The organism is Rhizobium johnstonii 3841 (assembly GCF_000009265.1).
GTDB classification, from domain to species: Bacteria; Pseudomonadota; Alphaproteobacteria; order Rhizobiales; family Rhizobiaceae; genus Rhizobium; species Rhizobium acaciae.
This window is the reverse complement of the sequence record NC_008380.1, coordinates 2,001,010-2,018,167: the sequence shown is the minus strand read 5'-3', so window position 1 is coordinate 2,018,167 and position 17,158 is coordinate 2,001,010. Positions and strand designations below refer to the sequence as shown.

The window sequence follows — 17,158 nt, the reverse complement described above, 5'->3', positions numbered from 1 at the left end:
TCCTCCCGGCGCTAACCGGCTGTGGGCACCCGAGCGGCGTCATGCAGCCTGTTCCGCTGGCGGCAGGAACGAGCACGGCGCAGGTGGACATGCTGGTGGCGACGACCAGGCAGCCTTCTGGCGACGCGAGGACGCTGTTCAATGGCGAGCGTAGCCCGAAGCCCTCCATGACCGACGTTGCGGTTTCCATTCCGCCGAAGCGCGAGGCGGGCACCGTCCAGTGGCCGCAGCGGCTGCCGCCCAATCCCGCCACGGACTTTGCCGTCACGCGGGTGAAGCAGATCGACACCATTCCGGAAGGGCGGGCATGGTTCCGCCAGCATATCCAGGGCGGGCATGCGCTCGTCTTCATCCACGGGTTCAACAACACATACGAGGACTCGGTCTTCCGCCTAGCCCAGATCGTCCACGACAGCGGCATGCAGGCGACGCCGATCCTATTCACCTGGCCGTCACGCGCGCAACTCACCGGATACGAATACGACAAGGAGAGCACGAACTATTCGCGCACGGCGCTCGAACAATCCCTGCGCGTCCTCGCAGCCGATCCTGAAGTGAAAGACATCACCATCCTCGCGCATTCCATGGGCACGTGGCTGGCGATGGAATCGCTGCGGCAGATGGGCATCCGCGACGGCCATGTCAACGCCAAGATACACAACGTTATCCTCGCCTCGCCCGACATCGACATCCAGGTGTTCGCTAAGCAGTTCGTCGAGTTGGGCGATCCGAAACCGCAGTTCACGATCTTCGTCTCCCAGGACGACAGGGCGCTCGCAGCGTCGAGCTTCATCACCGGCAACGTGTCGCGTCTCGGCGCAATCGATCCGTCGAAGGAGCCATATCGCTCGCGGCTGGAGAAAGCCGGAATCACGGCCATCGATCTTACGAAGGTCAAGACCGAAGACAGCCTGCACCACGGCAAGTTCGCTGAGAGCCCGGAGATCGTCCAGCTCATCGGGCAGAGGCTGATGACCGGGCAGACGCTGACGGATTCCAACGTCTCTCTCGGTCAAGGCGTCGCCGCAGTCGTGGGCGGGACGGCGCGCACGGTGGGCACGGTCGCGGGCGCGGCCGTCGCCGCCCCGCTGACGATCGTCGAACAGCCTGTGAGGACGCGGCGGCCGTCCGGCAGGGAGGTGGGAGAAGACCTCGAAAGCGATCGAAAGTCGAAGCCGTTGACCCAGTAGACCCGCAGCCTGGACCGATTGTTACCCCCGGCTGCCTGCAATGTAACTGTTACAAGCTTACCCCCTTGCTGCGCCTGAAGCACAGTATCGCGGCGCATAGGAACCCGACGAAAACTACGCACTCCGCCTGACAAGCCAGACGCATTCGCTAGTAGAAAGGAATCTCGTGATGAGTACGCCCACCCATCGAAGACTTCTTGCAGCCTCGGCCGCGGTCGTGATGACCATGACCTCGGCCGTCATCGTCGCGCCGGCCTTCGCACAGCAGCCCGCGCCAGCGGCGACCACTCCGTCGGCCACCACGGAAAATTCAAAGCCGAACATTCTCGTCATCTTTGGCGACGACGTCGGACAGACCAACATCAGCGCCTATTCATTCGGCGTCGTCGGATACAAGACACCGAACATCGACAGCATCGCCAAGGCCGGCATCATGTTCACCGACTACTATGCCGAGAACAGTTGCACGGCGGGCCGCTCGACCTTCATCACCGGCCAGACATGCCTGCGCACCGGTCTCTGCAAGGTTGGCGCACCCGGTGCTCCGGTCGGCCTGCAGGCCGGCGACATCACGATCGCCCAGGCGCTGAAGCCGCTTGGATATGCGACCGGCCAGTTCGGCAAAAACCATCTTGGCGACCGCGATGAGTACCTGCCGACCAAGCACGGTTTCGACGAATTCTTCGGCAACCTCTACCATCTGAACGCCGAAGAGGAGCCGGAAGCCCCTTATTGGCCCAAGGATGACCAGGAGTTTCTGAAAGCTTATTCTCCGCGCGGCGTCATCAAGGCGTCGGCCGACGGCAAGATCGAGGATAGCGGCCCGCTGACCAAGAAGCGGATGGAAACCATCGACGACGAGACCAGCGCCGCGGCTATGGACTTCATGGACCGCCAGGTGAAGGCGAAGAAGCCGTTCTTTACCTGGATGAACGCGACTCGCATGCACGTCTTCACGCACGTGCGGGAGTCGATGCGGGGCCAGAGCGGCATGGTCGGAAACGAATATGCCGATGGCATGGTCGAGCACGACCAGATGGTCGGAAAGATTTTGAAAAAGCTCGACGAACTCGGGATCGCCGACAACACCATCGTCGTCTACAGCACCGACAACGGGCCGAACCAGTGGTCCTGGCCGGACGCTGCAACAACTCCATTCAGGAGCGAGAAGGATACCAACTGGGAAGGCGCGTTCCGCGTGCCCGCCATGATCAAATGGCCGGGGCGCATTCAACCGGGCCAGGTTTCGAATGGAATGATGTCCGGCCTCGACTGGTTCCCGACGCTGCTTGCGGCCGCCGGTGATTCCGACGTTAAAAGCCGCCTCCTGAGCGGCTGGAAGCCGGAGGGCAGCGCCACCAGCTTCCGCAACCATCTCGACGGCTATAATCAGCTCGACTACCTCACCGGCAAGACCGATAAGAGCGCCCGCAGCGACTTCTACTACTTCGACGACGACGGCGAATTGGTTGCGACGCGTTACGACGACTGGAAGGTGGTGTTCAAAGAGCAGCAGCTCCCCGGCGGATTCGCGGTCTGGCAGAACCCGCTCGTCACCTGGCGGATCCCGAAGCTGTTCAATCTGCGCATGGATCCCTACGAACGGGCGGACGTCGTGTCGGATCAATATAACGACTTCGTCGTTCGTAACGACTACCTGCTTGTGAAGGGTCAGTTGCAGGGCGCTGCCTTCCTCGAGACCTTCGTCAAGTATCCACCGAGCCAGCGCGTCGCCAGCTTCAACATCGAAGGAGTGCGCGACCAGGTCGACAAGGCGATCAACCAGTCCTTCAAGGATCGCGGCATCGAGAAGTAGCCCGATATGGACGCGCCGGGTCCCGGCGCGCCTATCCCTCAATCATAGAGAGTGCCATGTCAGCTCGTGAAGACGTCCTTCAGCTCGGCCAGCGCATCGGCAAGTCGATCATCGGCCAGGAGGCGATGGTCGAGCGGCTCTTGCTCGGCCTACTTGCCAATGGGCATCTACTCGTCGAAGGGCTGCCTGGCCTCGCAAAAACCAGAGCAATCAAGAGCCTGGCGAAAAACCTTGATTCAGAGCTTTCACGCGTTCAATTCACGCCCGACCTTCTGCCGGCCGACATTACCGGCTCCGAGATCTACTTCAGCGAGGGCGGCAAGGGCGAATTCAAGTTCCAGCAGGGGCCGATCTTCGCCAATCTCATTCTGGCGGACGAGATCAACCGCGCGCCGGCCAAGGTGCAGTCCGCTCTGCTCGAGGCCATGGAGGAACGGCAGGTCACCGTTGGCGGCAAGAGCTATCCGCTGCCGCCACTCTTCATGGTGATGGCAACGCAAAACCCCATCGAGCAGGAAGGCACCTACCCTCTCCCCGAAGCCCAGCTCGACCGCTTCCTGATGCATGTCGAGGTCGGTTATCCCGACGAGACGTCGGAGGCGGCCATTATGCGGCTCAACCGCGACGAGGAAAACCAGACGCATGGCGGCACGAAGCCGCCGTTGCCGGAGAAGCTGAACCCACAGGCCATCTTCGACGCCCGGAAGGAAATCGGCGCTGTTACCGTTTCAGAGCCCGTCGAGAAGTACATGGTAGCGCTCGTCTTCGCCACGCGTTATCCCGACCGCTACGACAAGGATCTCGCGAGGTTGCTGCAGGTGGGTGCCAGCCCTCGCGGTGTGATCGGCCTCGACAAGGTTTCGCGATCCTATGCCTGGCTGAAGGGGCGCGATTATGTGACCCCTGACGACGTCAAGGCGATCGTCCACGACGTTTTTCGCCACAGGCTGATCCTGTCCTACGAGGCGCATGCGTCAAATACCACGCCGGACAAGGTGATCGACCGCATCGTCGAACTGGTGGCGGTCTCATGAGCGATGCGGGCGTCTATGTTTCGACGGACGAACTGGTCGCGCTCGAAGCGAGAGCCCGAGATCTGAGCTTCGTCCAGAAGGCGCGCAGCCACCAGCAGCTTGCGGGCCGCATGCAGTCGGCGATGCGCGGCCGGGGACTGATCTTCGAAGAACTTCGCGACTATCTACCCGGCGACGACATCCGCTCCATCGACTGGCGCGTCACGGCGCGAACCAGCAGACCGGTGGTCCGCGTCTATTCCGAAGAGAAGGAACGCCCGGCTCTGATCATCATCGACCAGCGCATCAATATGTTCTTCGGCAGCAGGCGCTCGATGAAATCGGTCACGGCAGCGGAAGCCGCGATGCTCTGCGCCTGGCGTATCCTTGGTTCCGGCGACCGGGTCGGCGGATTCGTCTTCGGCGACGGTGGGACCAGCGAGGTGAAGCCGCATCGCAGTCGCAACGCCGTGATCGCCTTCGCGAACCGGATCGCCGAAAAGAACAAGGAACTGAGGGCCGATGCGGCCTCGGCGGCGGCGTCCGGACAGCTCGACGCCGTGCTCGAAACCGTCTCGAACATCGCGCATCACGACCACCTCGTGGTGGTGATCTCCGACTTCGACGGACATACGGAGCTTACCCGAGACCTTCTCCTGCGCCTCTCCTCCCGCAACGATGTCGTCTGCATTCTCGTCTACGATCCCTTCCTGTTGGAGCTGCCGGTCTCCGGCGACATCGTCGTCAGCGGCGGCGGTCCGCAGGCGGAGCTGGCGCTTCGAACAGCAAGCGTCCGCACCTCGATAGACGCCTTCGCGCGGAAACGTGGGCGGGAACTTCGTGCATGGCAGCACGAACTCGGACTGGCGATGCTGCCGGTCTCTGCCGCCGAGGAGACTGCGCCTCAGCTTCGGCGACTTCTCGAGCAGTCCGCCTGGCGACAGAGGAGACGCTGATGGAGCCGACGGCGAAACCTGATCCGATAACGGAAGCGGCACTGCGATCACTGCACGACATCGCGACGCTCGAACCGGTGTCATGGATGCCGCAGACATGGGGGTGGGGCGTTCTCGCGGGCGCCCTGCTCGTGATGTTGGCTCTGACCGGCATCCGATGGATCTTGCGTTATCGTGCAGACGCATACCGGCGCGAAGCCTTGGCCCTCCTGACCGTCATCGACGAGCAGCTTCGAAACTCTGCGACCCGGCGCGATGGCATTCGAGACCTTTGCGAGGTCCTGAAGCGAACGGCGCTGGCGGCCTGGCCCCGTACTGAAGTCGCCTCGCTTTCGGCCAACGCCTGGACCCGCTTTCTTGAGGAGCATGATCTGGATGGTGCCGGGCATGCCCTCGAGCGGCTGCTGGACGACTTCGAATACCATGGTGCGGAGGTCGTCGCCGACCTTCCATCGAACGTCTGCAGCGACCTGGTGGCCGCCGCCCGCAACTGGATCGAGCGTCACCATGTACCAGCTTGATCTCCCATGGCTATTGTTGACGCTCCCCGTTCCCCTGCTGGTCTGGTGGCTGCTCCCGCCGCATCGGGAAACGTCCGCGTCGATCAGACTGCCCTTTTTCACCGAAGTGGCCGAGGCGGCCGGGGTGCGACCGACCGAAGGTTCGGTGATCGCCCGCAGGACATGGCCACAGATCCTGTGCGAAGGAGCCGCGTGGTGCCTCGTGGTGGTGGCGCTCGCCCGTCCTCAATTCGTCGAGCCGCCGATCGAGAAGGTCGAACCGCAGCGCGACATTCTTCTGGCGCTCGACCTTTCGCAGTCGATGGACACGAAGGATTTCCCCGGCGCGGATGGGAAGCCGCTTGCCCGTGTCGACGCGGTCAAGCAGGTCGTCGCCGACTTCGTCGGCAGGCGGCCCGGCGATCGGATCGGCCTTGTCGCCTTCGGTGATGCCCCCTACCCGCTCGCGCCCTTCACCATGGACCACGCACTGGTCGAGACGATGATCGCCGACGCCGTGCCGGGGATGGCAGGACCGCGGACGTCGCTCGGGGACGCGTTGGGGCTGGCGGTCAAGATGTTCGAGAAGACGACCGTTCCGGAGAAGGTGCTGATCGTTCTGACGGACGGCAACGACACCGCAAGCCGGATGCCGCCGCTGAAGGCTGCCGAGATTGCGAAGTCGAAAGGCGTCGTCGTCCATGCCGTCGGTATCGGCGACCCGCTAGCAACAGGCGAGGACAAGCTCGACACGGCGACGCTGCAGAAGATCGCGGAGAAGACCGGCGGTCGATACTTCTTCGGCGGCGACCAGGCGCAGCTCGCGTCCATCTACCAGGTGCTCGACCAGATCACGCCGGGAGACCAGAAAAAGCTGTCGTGGAGGCCGCGGGTCGAGCTATTTCAATGGCCGCTGCTGGCAGCCGTTCTGCTGCTGGCAGGATTTCATGCGTCTGCCGGCGCAGTCGGCTTCGTTCGCCGTAGAGCCATTGCATGATCGCCGACTTTCACTTCATTCGCCCCTGGCTGCTGCTCCTGCTTTTGTTGCCGGCACTGATATTGTGGCTGGCGTCCCGCTCGGGCGACGTCCGGTCGCAGTGGAAGAGCATGATCGCGCCGCATCTGCTCGACAATCTGATGGTCGACGGGTCGGCAGGCTCGAGGATCCGGCCGTCATGGGTCCTGGCAGGGGTACTCGTCGCCGGGATCGTCGGCGCGGCAGGCCCGACGTGGCAGCGTGAACCGCCGCCGTTCGTCGAGGACACCGCGCCTCTCGTCATCGCGGTTGATCTGTCGCAGACGATGGATGCCATTGACGTGACCCCGTCGCGGATCGAGCGCGCCAAGCTGAAGATCAAGGACTTGATCGATACGAGGCAAGGTGCCCGGACTGCGATCGTCGCCTATGCGGGCACCGCCCATCTCGTCCTGCCGCCGACAGAGGACGCTGCCTTGCTCGAAAGTTACTCCGATGCTCTGGCGACGCGGCTGATGCCGAGGCCCGGCAAGGACACGGCAGCCGCCCTGTCGCTCGCGGACAAGCTCCTCGAAAAGGAAAAGGCGTCGGGCACGATCCTGCTGCTGACCGACGGAGTCGAAGACGCGGCTTCGAAGGCGATCGAATCCAATTCGAACGGCATCATCATCCTTGGTGTCGGCACGTCGGCCGGCGGTCCGGTGAAGACGCACGACGGAGGATTCGCTTCCGACGCTTCCGGATCACGCCTGTTCTCGAAGCTCGACCTCGCCGGGCTGGAGGAAACCGAAAAGGAGACCGGAGCCGACGTCGCGACGGTGACCGATGACGACACGGACGTGCGGTGGATAGCGGAGCGGGTGCGTGCGAACTTTACGCAGAAGCAGGCCAAAGATGGCGACCGCTGGCGCGACCTGGGCTGGTGGCTGATCTTGCCCTTGTCGGTCGCAATGGCGTTCTCCTTCCGCAAGGGGTGGGTGGTGCGAACCAGCGCCGTGCTGTTGGCGGTCCATATGTTCTCGCCAGACAGCGCACGTGCCGACGGTCTGATGGACATGTGGCTGACGCAGGACCAGCAGGGGCGGATCGCCTTCGAACGCGGCGACTTCGACGCCGCTGCTGGGCACTTCGCCGACCCGATGTGGAGGGGCGTCGCGCTCTATCGAGCCGGCAAGTTTCAGGAGGCGGTCGACGCGTTTGCTTCCGTCGATACCGCCGAGAGCTGGTACGACCAGGGCAACTCCCTTCTTCATCTCGGAAAGTTCGACGAAGCCGTCGCCGCCTACGGCAAGGCGCTTCAGAAGCGAAAGGACTGGGGGGACGCGATTGCGAACCTCGCCGTCGCGCAGCAGCTCCTCGAGGCCCAGAAGGAAAAGCACGAAGAGCAGCCGGAGCAGCCGAGCGAAGCGCCCGACAGCATCCAGTTCGACGACAAGGGAAAGCAGGGCAAGGAAGGCACCATCAACGTCGCCGAACAGACCTCCGAGATGTGGATGAAGAACATCAACGTCAGCCCGGCCGACCTGATGGCCCGCAAGTTCTCGATCGAGGCGGGAAGGAATTCGCAATGAGATTGCTCATGCTCCTGATCGGCCTTCTGACTTCTACATACGTCTTCGCAGCCGAGCCGTTCGGGCGCGCGTCGATCGAAGGCGCCGAAGGCATCGTTCCCGGCCTGCAGGTGCACGTCGTCGTCGACGTGTTCGCGCCGGAATTCTTCACATCGCCGCCGCAGTTTCCGCTCTTCGATGTGCCGGATGCGCTTGTAACGCTGTCCACCGACCGCGCTCAGAACCTGGTGCAGACGATCGACGGCACGCAATATGCCGGGATCCGTAGAAGCTATGCGGTCGTTCCGGAAAAGGCGGGGTCCTTCCAGCTTCCGGTGGTCGAGATCGATCTCGGCTTCTCGTCCAATGGCAATTCGACGAAGGCGATTGTGAAGGTCGCCCTTCCCTCCTTCGAGGTCGGCGCTTCGTCCCACCAGGCCGCTACTCCCTTCGCCGCACGCGGCCTGACGATGACGCAGTTCTTCGACAGGGACCCGGCGAGCCTGAAGGTAGGCGACGCTTTGGTGAGGACGGTCGTCGTCTTTGCCGAGGACACACAGGCGATGCTGATACCTCCGGTCGAATTCGGCACGACTGCGGGGATGTCGCTGTACGAAAAGCCTCCGGTACTTGCAGACGGCATCGAGCAGCGGGGGATCGGCCGCAGCGTCGAAACTGGCAGCATGCGGACCGAGACGGTCGTCTATACGGCCCCTAGCACGGGGCGCTTTCCGCTTCCTGCGATTTCGTATCCGTGGTTCGACGTTGACGGGCACGTCCTTTCGGCCGCGGCCCTTCCCGCTACCGACGTCGTCGTCGCGCAGGCTGCAGTGACGGAACGCATCCAGCCCGAGCTTCAAGGCGACGTGAATGCCCATGCGAGCCGCGCCCGGAGAGGTTGGCTTTTGGTCCTCTCGCTGTGCGCCATCGATTTGGCGGTCGCCGCTTTCGCATGGCGGCGGTTACCGGCCATTCGCACCTGGGTGGCGGATGCGCGCGCGCGGGGCCGGAATTCTCCGCGGCGTAGGCTGGGCCGGATACGAACGATCATTGGAGTAGGTGACGACCTCGCGGTCTACCGGGGGCTTCAGGACTGGAGCCGCAAGCTGGGATACCGGACAACGTCGGAGTGGGTGGAAGCGGAGGCCTGTCCGCGCCTCACGGTTCAGTTGGCTATCCTCGAGCGGCGGCTCTTCAGGTCGCGCGACGTGCAGTGGGACCGGGCGGCGCTGGCGTCGGCGATTACCTTGCCGACCGCCGATCGTCGGCCAGCCAAGCCAGCCTTGCCCGACCTGAATCCAACGGAAGGCCCATTGTAACGGTAACAAGGTTCTCTTGGTGCGCGGACGCGTAGCGGCAATCTGCGTCTACGTTGCCTGATCTCCGACTGGATTCACATCGCTGATCCGCCAATCGCGTCGAGCGGCGACGCCACGGCTTCCCACGACGCGAAGTTGTTACTGTAACACCCCGTCAGGTTTACAGTAACGTGCTTCCCTCATTTTGACGTGTCGCTAGCCTGAGGGCCTAGGTTCCACCTGCCTTGCCGGGAGACACGCCAATGGTCAATGAAATGAAGAATCGAGCGCCTAGTGGAATTCGGCAGGGGATTAGTAGACGGGATCTGCTGGCGGCAGGTACTGCCCTCGCTGCAGGTGCGGTGTCATTGTCAGCGCCCGGTCTTGCGATAGCGCAACAGGCCTCGTCGTCAGGGGGTGGGCGCAAGCCGAACATCCTCATGATCATGGCGGATGACATAGGCTGGTTCAATGCGAGCATCTACAATCACGGCATGATGGGCTACCGCACACCGAACATCGACCGTATCGGGACCGAAGGCGCGATGTTCACGGACTGGTACGGCGAACAGAGCTGCACTGCCGGTCGCGCCGCATTCATCACTGGGCAATCTCCCATTCGCACGGGTCTGACGAAAGTCGGGCTCCCCGGCGCGGATATCGGTCTGCGGGCAGAGGATCCGAGCGTCGCCGAGTTTCTCAAACCACTCGGCTATGCAACCGGGCAATTCGGCAAGAACCACTTGGGTGACAAGGACGAGTTCCTTCCGACCAACCATGGCTTCGACGAATTCTTTGGCAACCTCTATCATCTCAATGCGGAGGAAGAACCTGAGAACCCCGACTACCCGAAGAATCCCGATTTCGCCAAACGCTTCGGGCCGCGCGGCGTCATCAAGGCGTCTGCCGACGGACGGATCGAAGACACCGGACCGCTCACCACCAAGAGAATGGAGACGGTGGATCAGGAATTTCTGGGCGCTGCGATGGACTTCATCGACAGGCAGCAGAAGGCCGACAAGCCGTGGTTCTGCTACTTCAATCCAACCCGGATGCACGTCTGGACTCACCTGAAGCCGGAATCCGAGGGCAAGACGGGTTTGGGACCTTACCCGGACGGCATGGTGGAATTGGACGGCTATGTCGGGCAGTTGCTCCAGAAGCTCGAAGAGCTCGGAGTGGCTGACAACACCATCGTCGTCTTTACGACGGACAACGGCGCGGAAGTGATGTCTTGGCCGGATGGCGGCAACACGCCGTTTCGCGGGGAGAAGGCGACCAACTGGGAAGGCGGCTACCGGGTTCCCATGCTGATCCGCTGGCCTGGCACCATCAAGCCCGGAACCGTTTTCAACGAAACCTTCGCGCATTACGACCTGGTGCCGACTTTCGCAGCCGCAGGCGGTGATCCCGATATCGTCGAGAAGTGCCTCAAGGGCGGCCAGTTCGGCACCAAGACCTTCAAGGTCCATCTCGACGGCTACAATCTCATTCCCTTCTTCAAGGGTGAGGTGAAGGACGCGCCGCGGCGCGAATTCATCTACTGGAACGATGACGGCCAGCTTGTCTCGCTTCGCTACGATGATTGGAAGGCAGTCTTCATGGAGCAGAACCATGAGGGCATCGGCGTCTGGATGCGCGGTTTTGAAGAGCTGCGCATTCCGAAGCTGTTCAACTTGCGCGCCGATCCCTTCGAACGGGGAGATGAGTCAATTCTTTACGACAAATGGTTGGCGGACCACGCTTTTGTTCAGGTTCCCTTGCAAGCACTGGCGGCAAATTGGCTGAGCAGTTTCAAGGACTTTCCGCCGAGGCAAAAACCCGCAAGCTTCAATCTCGACAAGGTCGTGGAACAGTTGTCCTCTCCGGCGTCGAGATAGAGATCGAGGCCGCTAGTCGCGAAGCTAGATGAAGCTTGGTAATGCTCCGGTGTGGCCGGGACACTGCTTCGCGAGAGCTAAGGTCAGCCCATCAGTTCTGGAGACAGCGATGGCTTTAGCATTCGACAACATGACGGAACGGGACCGATTCATCTGGATACCCGGTCGTACCTTCACGGTGGGATCCGACAAGCATTATCCGGAAGAGGCCCCGGCCCATCCCGTGACCGTCGACGGCTTCTGGATGGCCGAAACGCCGGTCACCAACAGGCAATTCAAGCAATTCGCCGAGGCGACGGGATATGTCACCGTCGCGGAGAAAGCTCCCGATCCGAGGGACTATCCCGGCGCGAAGCCTGAGATGCTGAGGGCGGGATCGCTGGTGTTCACGCAGCCGAAAACGGTCAGCGGCGCTGACATCTCCCAGTGGTGGACATTCAAGTTCGGTGCGAACTGGCGCCGCCCCCTCGGCGGTCTCAGCGATCTGCGCGGCAAGCTCGACCATCCGGTCGTGCATGTCGCCTACGCGGACGCCGCTGCCTATGCGCACTGGGCGGGGCTCGATTTGCCGACGGAAGCCGAATGGGAGCTTGCCGCCCGCGGCGGGCTGGATGATGCGGAATATGCATGGGGCGACGAGTTCGCGCCGGGCGGTGTGCCGATGGCAAACACCTGGAGCGGCACGTTCCCTATCCACTCGACGAAGCCGAAAGGACACGAACGCACCTCGCCTGTGCGATCGTTCCCGCCGAATGGCTTCGGCCTCTACGACATGATCGGCAACGTCTGGGAATGGACCAGCGACTACTGGTCGACCCGGCATCCCGAACCGGCGAAGCACTCGTGCTGCATTCCGAGCAACCCACGCGGGCGCGACGCCGAGGCGAGCTACGATCCGCGCCAGCCGGAAATCCGGATAGCGCGGCGGGTGCTGAAGGGCGGCTCCCATCTCTGCGCCCCAAACTACTGCAGACGCTACCGTCCTGCCGCCCGCCACGCCGAGCCCGAGGATACGTCCACCAGCCATGTCGGCTTCCGCTGCGTCAGGCGCACCGAAGGAGAAGCGAAATGAGAAGACGTTTCCAGGCTTCCGATACCGTGCTTGCATCATTTCTCGTCGCCGCGCTGCTACTCGTCAGTGGCGTCGTCGGAACGGCCATGGCGCAGGAGGTCCTGCCGTCCTGGAACGATACCGCGGCGAAGACCAGGATCATGGATTTCGTCAAGGCAACGACAGCCGAGGGCGGCGAGGGATACGTCGTTCCCGAAGACCGGATCGCGGTCTTCGACAATGACGGCACCCTCTGGTCGGAGCAACCCATCTACTTCCAGTTTGCTTTTATGCTCGACCGTGTGAAGACGCTCGCACCGGAGCACCCTGAATGGCAGGCCAAGGAGCCGTTCAAGTCGGTGCTGGCAGGCGATCCGATGGGCGTGATGAAAGGCGGCGAGAAAGGGATCATGGATCTCGCGATGACGACGCATGCCGGGATGACGACGGACCAGTTCTCGAAGATCGTCACCGACTGGTTTGCGAGCGCCAAGCACCCGAAAACCGCAAAACCATACGACGAGATGACCTTCGTGCCGATGCGCGAACTCCTCGACTACCTCAGGGCCAACGGCTTCAAGACCTACATCGTCTCCGGCGGCGGCGTCGAATTCATGCGACCGATGACCGAGAAAATGTACGGCATCCCGCCGGAACAGGTGGTCGGCAGCACCATTACGACGGAATATGCCATTGTCGGCGACGAGCCCGTGCTCAACAGGCTGCCGAAGATCGACTTCGTCGACGATGGCGCCGGCAAGCCTTCCGGCATCAACAAGTTCATCGGGCGCAAGCCGATCTTCGTGGCCGGGAATTCTGACGGCGACTACGAGATGCTGCGATGGGTCACCGCCAAGGGTCCGAGCTTTGCGATGATCGTCCATCACACGGATGCGGAACGGGAGGTCGCCTACGATCGAAACAGCGAAATCGGCAAGCTCGACAAGGCGCTCGACGAAGCGGAGCGCCGCAACTGGCTGGTTGTCGATATGAAGGCGGACTGGAAGAAGGTCTTCTCATTCGAGAAATAGAAGGACATGCGCATGAAATGGATCGGCGGACTCCTCCTGTTCGTGTTGATGTCCGTCGTCGCCACTGCCCAGGAAGCGCCGCGGCCGCAGAAGGTCGACGACCTCGTGCGGCTACTGCAGGATCCCGAGGTCCGGGCATGGCTGGAGAAAGCGCCCGGCCCGGCACTTACGACTGTCCAGCAAGCGGACTCCGGGCTGGCCACATGGGAGGCTGCCACCCGGAGCCGGATCGATGGTGTCGTTCAGGCAATGCCAAGGATTCCCGCCGAGGTGATGGCCGCCGCTGCTCGCACGAGAGAAGATGCGCTGTCCCATGGCCGGCTGCCTGTCTTCGTCGCATTCCTTGGGCTGATGGCAGTCGGACTTTTCGCCGAACGTCTTTTTGCGCGATCAAGAAGGCGCATGGAAGGGCTGCAGGAGCGCCTGCTGGCCATTGGCATCTCTGCGGTGGCGATGGCCGCCGTCTACTTTGCCTTCGATTGGCCTGCACTCCCACGCATCGTACTCCTCGTCTCGCTGCTGGCGCTCTCGGCATATCGGGCGATCTCGGCGCTGCTCGACACGGCCGTACTGACAATTTCCGCTCGCAGGCGGACGAAGATTTTCGCGGGGGCCGCGATCGTCGGGATCGCAGCGGCAAGCCTCGGCCGGCCTTTGTCGGTCGACCCCTCGGTGACGGCGGCGATCTCGTTCTGCTTCTCGATCGTTCTTCTCGCCCTGGCCGTTGAGGGCGTCGTCTCCTCGTCCGAGAGGCCCCTTCGCATGCGCATCGCGCTCTGCCTTGCCTTCGTGATCATCTGGGCACTCTGGTGCGTCGGTCTCCGCGGTCTGTTCTGGCTGGGCGTCTACGCGATGACGCTGCCCTCGGCGCTTCGGTTCGCCGGTCAGACGGCAGCCGACACGATTCGCTCGGAACCCGATAGCACCAAGCGCGTCCTGCTTGTCCGCGGCAGCCGGGCCGTCGTTGTCGCCATCGCCGTCGCATGGGTGGCGATCGTGTGGAGGGTCGATCCCAACTCGCTTGTTCACAGCGATCCTGCCGTGGCCTCGGTGGCCTACGGACTTCTGAAGAGCGTCGTCGTCCTGCTGCTTGCCGATCTCGCATGGCACCTGGCGAAGTCGTGGATCGACCGGCGCCTCTCGGTGCAGGCCGAAGCTGGAAACGATCCTTCGCAGGCTGCCCGGCGGGGGCGGCTTCGCACCCTGCTGCCGATCTTCCGGAACGTGCTGGCCGTGATGGTGGCGGCTATCGCCGGGCTGATCGTGCTTGCGGAGCTCGGCGTCGAAATCGGGCCGCTGATCGCAGGTGCGGGCATCTTCGGCGTGGCGCTCGGCTTCGGATCGCAGACGCTGGTGAAGGACGTCATCAGCGGGGTCTTCTATATGCTCGACGACGCCTTCCGTGTCGGCGAATACATTCAGGCGAAGAGCTACAAAGGGACCGTCGAGGGATTCAGCCTCCGGTCGGTGCGGCTTCGTCATCACCGCGGCCCGGTGTTCACCGTTCCGTTCGGCGAGCTCGGCGCCGTCGAGAACATGAGCCGCGACTGGGTCATCGACAAATTCCGGGTCAATGTCAGCTACGACACCGACATAGAGAAGGCGCGCAAGCTCGCGAAAAAGATCGGCGCCGAGCTGCAGGCCGATTCGGAACTGGGGCCGATGTTTATCCAGCCGCTGAAGATGAAGGGTGTCGAGGAGTTCGGCGATTATGGCATCGTTCTCAGCTTTGCGATGACGACAGTGCCCGGAATGCAAACCTATATCCGGCGCAAGGCCTATGCGAAAATTCGAGAGGCTTTCCAGGCGAACGGCATCGAATTCGCGACGCCGTCGGTGCAGGTCGGCGGCGACGATAGGGACGGCGCTGCCGCTGCGGCGGCCGCGATACGCACGCAGCAAGCCAAGGTGGTGGCCGCGGAGGGGTAGAATGGCCAGCGACGACGATCGCCTGCGGATCATGCATGGCGGGCCGTTCTACGAGCTGATGACCCGGCTTGGCATACGCAAGCGCGGATGGCGGGCATTCGTCTTCGCAGGCCTATGCTGGACAATCCCGGTGCTGCTTCTGCTGGCGACCAGCGGCGGACACGGGGCCGGCCTCTTCCTTCACGACTGGGGAGCGTGGGCAAAGTTCCTGATCGCGCCGGTCCTGCTGACGCTGGCGGAAAAGCCCATCGGTTTCGCCCTCGACGAGTGCGTTTCAATCCTCTTTAGGATTCCGCTCGTGTCGTCGCAATCCATCCCAGACACCCGGAAGGCCCTGCGTGATGCAGGCGCTCGAACAACTGCCGGCTTTCCGGAACTCATCTGCTTAGGTTTGGCGCTCGCCGCGACGGTCTTCAATGCGTCCACGTTCCTTGGCGGATCCGCGCCCCCATGGGCGGTCGGCGACGGAAGCATTTCGATGACAGGCTTCTGGTGCCTGGCAGTCGGCAACACCGTCTACTGGTTCCTGCTGACGCGTCTCGTATGGAAGCATGTGATCTGGTGCCTATTCCTGTCGAGCGTCGCAAGGTGCCATCTCCGTCTCGTGGTCACGCATCCCGACGGCCATGGCGGCCTCGGCTTCCTCAGCTATTACCAAGCCGGCTATGGCCTCTTCACGCTTGCGGTGAGTTCCGTCTTCGCGGCCGGCGTCGGCCATGTGATGCAGCGCGAGACCGTGACACCCGGTCTGTTCACCGCCGTCTGCGGGGCGTGGCTGGTGGTGGTCGTGATCTACTATGCTGTTCCACTCGTCGGCGTCGCCATGCAAGTCTCCCGTCTGAAAAGGAAGACGATCCTGCTGTCTCTCTCGAAGGTGACGGATTTCGAGCGATGGAGCGAACGTGCGACGCTCGGAGATAATGTCGTCGGTGATGAAAGAGAGCCAGAGGTGGCGGAATTCCGCGATGTGAAACCGGTCTACCTCGCATCAATGAAGACGTCCGCGATGCTGATCAACAAGGGGAACGTCCTGCCTGTTCTGGTGCCGGCACTGCTGCCGATGTTAGTGGTCGGCGCATCGTACCTGCCGTATTCCCAGCTCGGTCCGATCGTGAAAAGACTTTTGCTACTTTGAAGGTGGGCGAGCCGGCGGAAGAGCTTTGATCTCCTCAGATCGTCATACCAGTTCGTCAATTTTGAACGCGCCTGTTCGACATCTTGTCGAAGATTTCCGGCACGATCCACTCTGCCGCCATGTGGCGAGAGAACAACTTAAGCAAACGTTGGCGAGAAAGCGAAATCGTGAGGCCCCCTTCCCGGCAGAACTCGTGCCCTGAGCAGGCACTGCCTCTCGAGTGACGCCAAGCACGCCGGCATCGAACGTCTCGCCTGCGCCGACCGTATCGACGACGGTCCTAACTTGGTCGCGTAGCCGTTCGCCGCAGCTATTGGAAAAGACGGGGTTCCTGCGATCCGAGCCGCGCTGCGTGGCGGATACGTGAACATCCTGGTGACGGATAAGATCACCGCGGAGATGCTGTTGGACGAGGCGTGATAACAACCAGTTGCGATGGCTCGAAGCCGATCGCAAGACCGCGGGGATTTCGGCGGGATCGGGCAGTCGACCTGTCTGTCAGTAAATTTTAAGCTGCCGATCTCGAAGGCACCCAATCACCGCTTGGCGCCGTAGCGCCTGCTGACAAATTTGTCGGCACTTCTGGTAACGTGGCCTCAAGCTTGGAACGTAGTTAACGAATCCTTGCCGTGGGGGCGCCGAAATCTAGCCCTTGGGACGCAACTTCAACAGAGAATCGGCGGCATCCGGCTTACTGAAGTCATCTTCGATCTTGAGCACATAAATACCCGTCTCGTCGCGAATCCGTTGCGGACCAACGGTTCTTGCCTGTTCCAGCACCCGCGCAAGATTTCTCTCGAGGTCCTTGGCCGTCCAGACCGGGTTCATTCCAT

15 protein-coding genes are annotated in these 17,158 nt (G+C 62.3%); 14 read left to right on the top strand and 1 reads right to left on the bottom strand.

Annotated features, from left to right (window positions below; genetic code table 11):
- Positions 1-41 precede the first annotated feature (41 nt).
- The 14 genes from RL_RS09985 (at position 42) to RL_RS41120 (ending at position 16,745) form a co-directional block, all read left to right on the top strand.
- Positions 42-1,190, top strand: coding sequence for an alpha/beta hydrolase (locus RL_RS09985; RefSeq protein ID WP_244432376.1), 1,149 nt, complete (start codon positions 42-44; stop codon positions 1,188-1,190).
- A gap of 169 nt (positions 1,191-1,359) precedes the next feature.
- Positions 1,360-3,006 carry an arylsulfatase gene (locus RL_RS09980; protein ID WP_041936269.1) on the top strand — a complete coding sequence of 549 codons (1,647 nt, stop codon included), beginning with the start codon at positions 1,360-1,362 and terminating at the stop codon, positions 3,004-3,006.
- A 56-nt stretch (positions 3,007-3,062) separates the two neighbouring features.
- Entirely contained in the window at positions 3,063-4,040 is a 978-nt protein-coding gene (locus tag RL_RS09975; protein ID WP_011651538.1) for an AAA family ATPase, read from the top strand.
- Entirely contained in the window at positions 4,037-4,975 is a 939-nt protein-coding gene (locus RL_RS09970) for a DUF58 domain-containing protein (protein ID WP_011651537.1), read from the top strand. The genes RL_RS09975 and RL_RS09970 overlap by 4 nt, the downstream gene beginning before the upstream one ends.
- Positions 4,975-5,496 (top strand): DUF4381 domain-containing protein, encoded by a 522-nt coding sequence (locus RL_RS09965; RefSeq protein WP_011651536.1) that lies wholly within the window; start codon positions 4,975-4,977, stop codon positions 5,494-5,496. The genes RL_RS09970 and RL_RS09965 overlap by 1 nt, the downstream gene beginning before the upstream one ends.
- A complete protein-coding gene (locus RL_RS09960; protein WP_011651535.1) occupies positions 5,483-6,472 on the top strand; it encodes a vWA domain-containing protein in 990 nt (329 codons plus the stop codon). The genes RL_RS09965 and RL_RS09960 overlap by 14 nt, the downstream gene beginning before the upstream one ends.
- Complete coding sequence (locus RL_RS09955; RefSeq protein ID WP_011651534.1) at positions 6,469-8,022, top strand: VWA domain-containing protein; 1,554 nt, start codon at positions 6,469-6,471, stop codon at positions 8,020-8,022. Before RL_RS09960 ends, RL_RS09955 begins: the two co-directional genes overlap by 4 nt.
- Positions 8,019-9,320 carry a BatD family protein gene (locus tag RL_RS09950; RefSeq protein WP_011651533.1) on the top strand — a complete coding sequence of 434 codons (1,302 nt, stop codon included), beginning with the start codon at positions 8,019-8,021 and terminating at the stop codon, positions 9,318-9,320. The genes RL_RS09955 and RL_RS09950 overlap by 4 nt, the downstream gene beginning before the upstream one ends.
- Positions 9,321-9,574: 254 nt before the next feature.
- Entirely contained in the window at positions 9,575-11,179 is a 1,605-nt protein-coding gene (locus RL_RS09945) for an arylsulfatase (RefSeq protein ID WP_197729729.1), read from the top strand.
- A gap of 109 nt (positions 11,180-11,288) precedes the next feature.
- Complete coding sequence (locus RL_RS09940; RefSeq protein WP_041936268.1) at positions 11,289-12,251, top strand: formylglycine-generating enzyme family protein; 963 nt, start codon at positions 11,289-11,291, stop codon at positions 12,249-12,251.
- Entirely contained in the window at positions 12,248-13,261 is a 1,014-nt protein-coding gene (locus tag RL_RS09935) for an HAD family hydrolase (RefSeq protein WP_011651530.1), read from the top strand. The genes RL_RS09940 and RL_RS09935 overlap by 4 nt, the downstream gene beginning before the upstream one ends.
- A 12-nt stretch (positions 13,262-13,273) precedes the next feature.
- A complete protein-coding gene (locus RL_RS09930) occupies positions 13,274-15,190 on the top strand; it encodes a mechanosensitive ion channel family protein (protein WP_041936547.1) in 1,917 nt (638 codons plus the stop codon).
- 1 nt (position 15,191) lies between these two features.
- Positions 15,192-16,325 (top strand): hypothetical protein, encoded by a 1,134-nt coding sequence (locus tag RL_RS09925; protein WP_011651528.1) that lies wholly within the window; start codon positions 15,192-15,194, stop codon positions 16,323-16,325.
- Positions 16,326-16,637: 312 nt separating this feature from the next.
- Entirely contained in the window at positions 16,638-16,745 is a 108-nt protein-coding gene (locus tag RL_RS41120) for a sugar-binding domain-containing protein (RefSeq protein WP_077988444.1), read from the top strand.
- A 225-nt stretch (positions 16,746-16,970) separates the two neighbouring features.
- On the opposite strand, the gene RL_RS09920 is transcribed toward RL_RS41120, so the two are convergent.
- Positions 16,971-17,153, bottom strand: a complete 183-nt coding sequence (locus tag RL_RS09920) for a hypothetical protein (protein WP_041936267.1) — start codon at positions 17,151-17,153, stop codon at positions 16,971-16,973.
- Between the last annotated feature and the right edge of the window lie 5 nt (positions 17,154-17,158).

Bases quoted from the DNA above. Each gene is read 5' to 3' on its own strand.
- RL_RS09985 (WP_244432376.1), top strand. From the start codon at position 42: ATGCAGCCTGTTCCGCTGGCGGCAGGAACGAGCACGGCGCAGGTGGAC.
- RL_RS09980 (WP_041936269.1), top strand. From the start codon at position 1,360: ATGAGTACGCCCACCCATCGAAGACTTCTTGCAGCCTCGGCCGCGGTC.
- RL_RS09975 (WP_011651538.1), top strand. From the start codon at position 3,063: ATGTCAGCTCGTGAAGACGTCCTTCAGCTCGGCCAGCGCATCGGCAAG.
- RL_RS09970 (WP_011651537.1), top strand. From the start codon at position 4,037: ATGAGCGATGCGGGCGTCTATGTTTCGACGGACGAACTGGTCGCGCTC.
- RL_RS09965 (WP_011651536.1), top strand. From the start codon at position 4,975: ATGGAGCCGACGGCGAAACCTGATCCGATAACGGAAGCGGCACTGCGA.
- RL_RS09960 (WP_011651535.1), top strand. From the start codon at position 5,483: ATGTACCAGCTTGATCTCCCATGGCTATTGTTGACGCTCCCCGTTCCC.
- RL_RS09955 (WP_011651534.1), top strand. From the start codon at position 6,469: ATGATCGCCGACTTTCACTTCATTCGCCCCTGGCTGCTGCTCCTGCTT.
- RL_RS09950 (WP_011651533.1), top strand. From the start codon at position 8,019: ATGAGATTGCTCATGCTCCTGATCGGCCTTCTGACTTCTACATACGTC.
- RL_RS09945 (WP_197729729.1), top strand. From the start codon at position 9,575: ATGAAGAATCGAGCGCCTAGTGGAATTCGGCAGGGGATTAGTAGACGG.
- RL_RS09940 (WP_041936268.1), top strand. From the start codon at position 11,289: ATGGCTTTAGCATTCGACAACATGACGGAACGGGACCGATTCATCTGG.
- RL_RS09935 (WP_011651530.1), top strand. From the start codon at position 12,248: ATGAGAAGACGTTTCCAGGCTTCCGATACCGTGCTTGCATCATTTCTC.
- RL_RS09930 (WP_041936547.1), top strand. From the start codon at position 13,274: ATGAAATGGATCGGCGGACTCCTCCTGTTCGTGTTGATGTCCGTCGTC.
- RL_RS09925 (WP_011651528.1), top strand. From the start codon at position 15,192: ATGGCCAGCGACGACGATCGCCTGCGGATCATGCATGGCGGGCCGTTC.
- RL_RS09920 (WP_041936267.1), bottom strand. From the start codon at position 17,153: ATGAACCCGGTCTGGACGGCCAAGGACCTCGAGAGAAATCTTGCGCGG.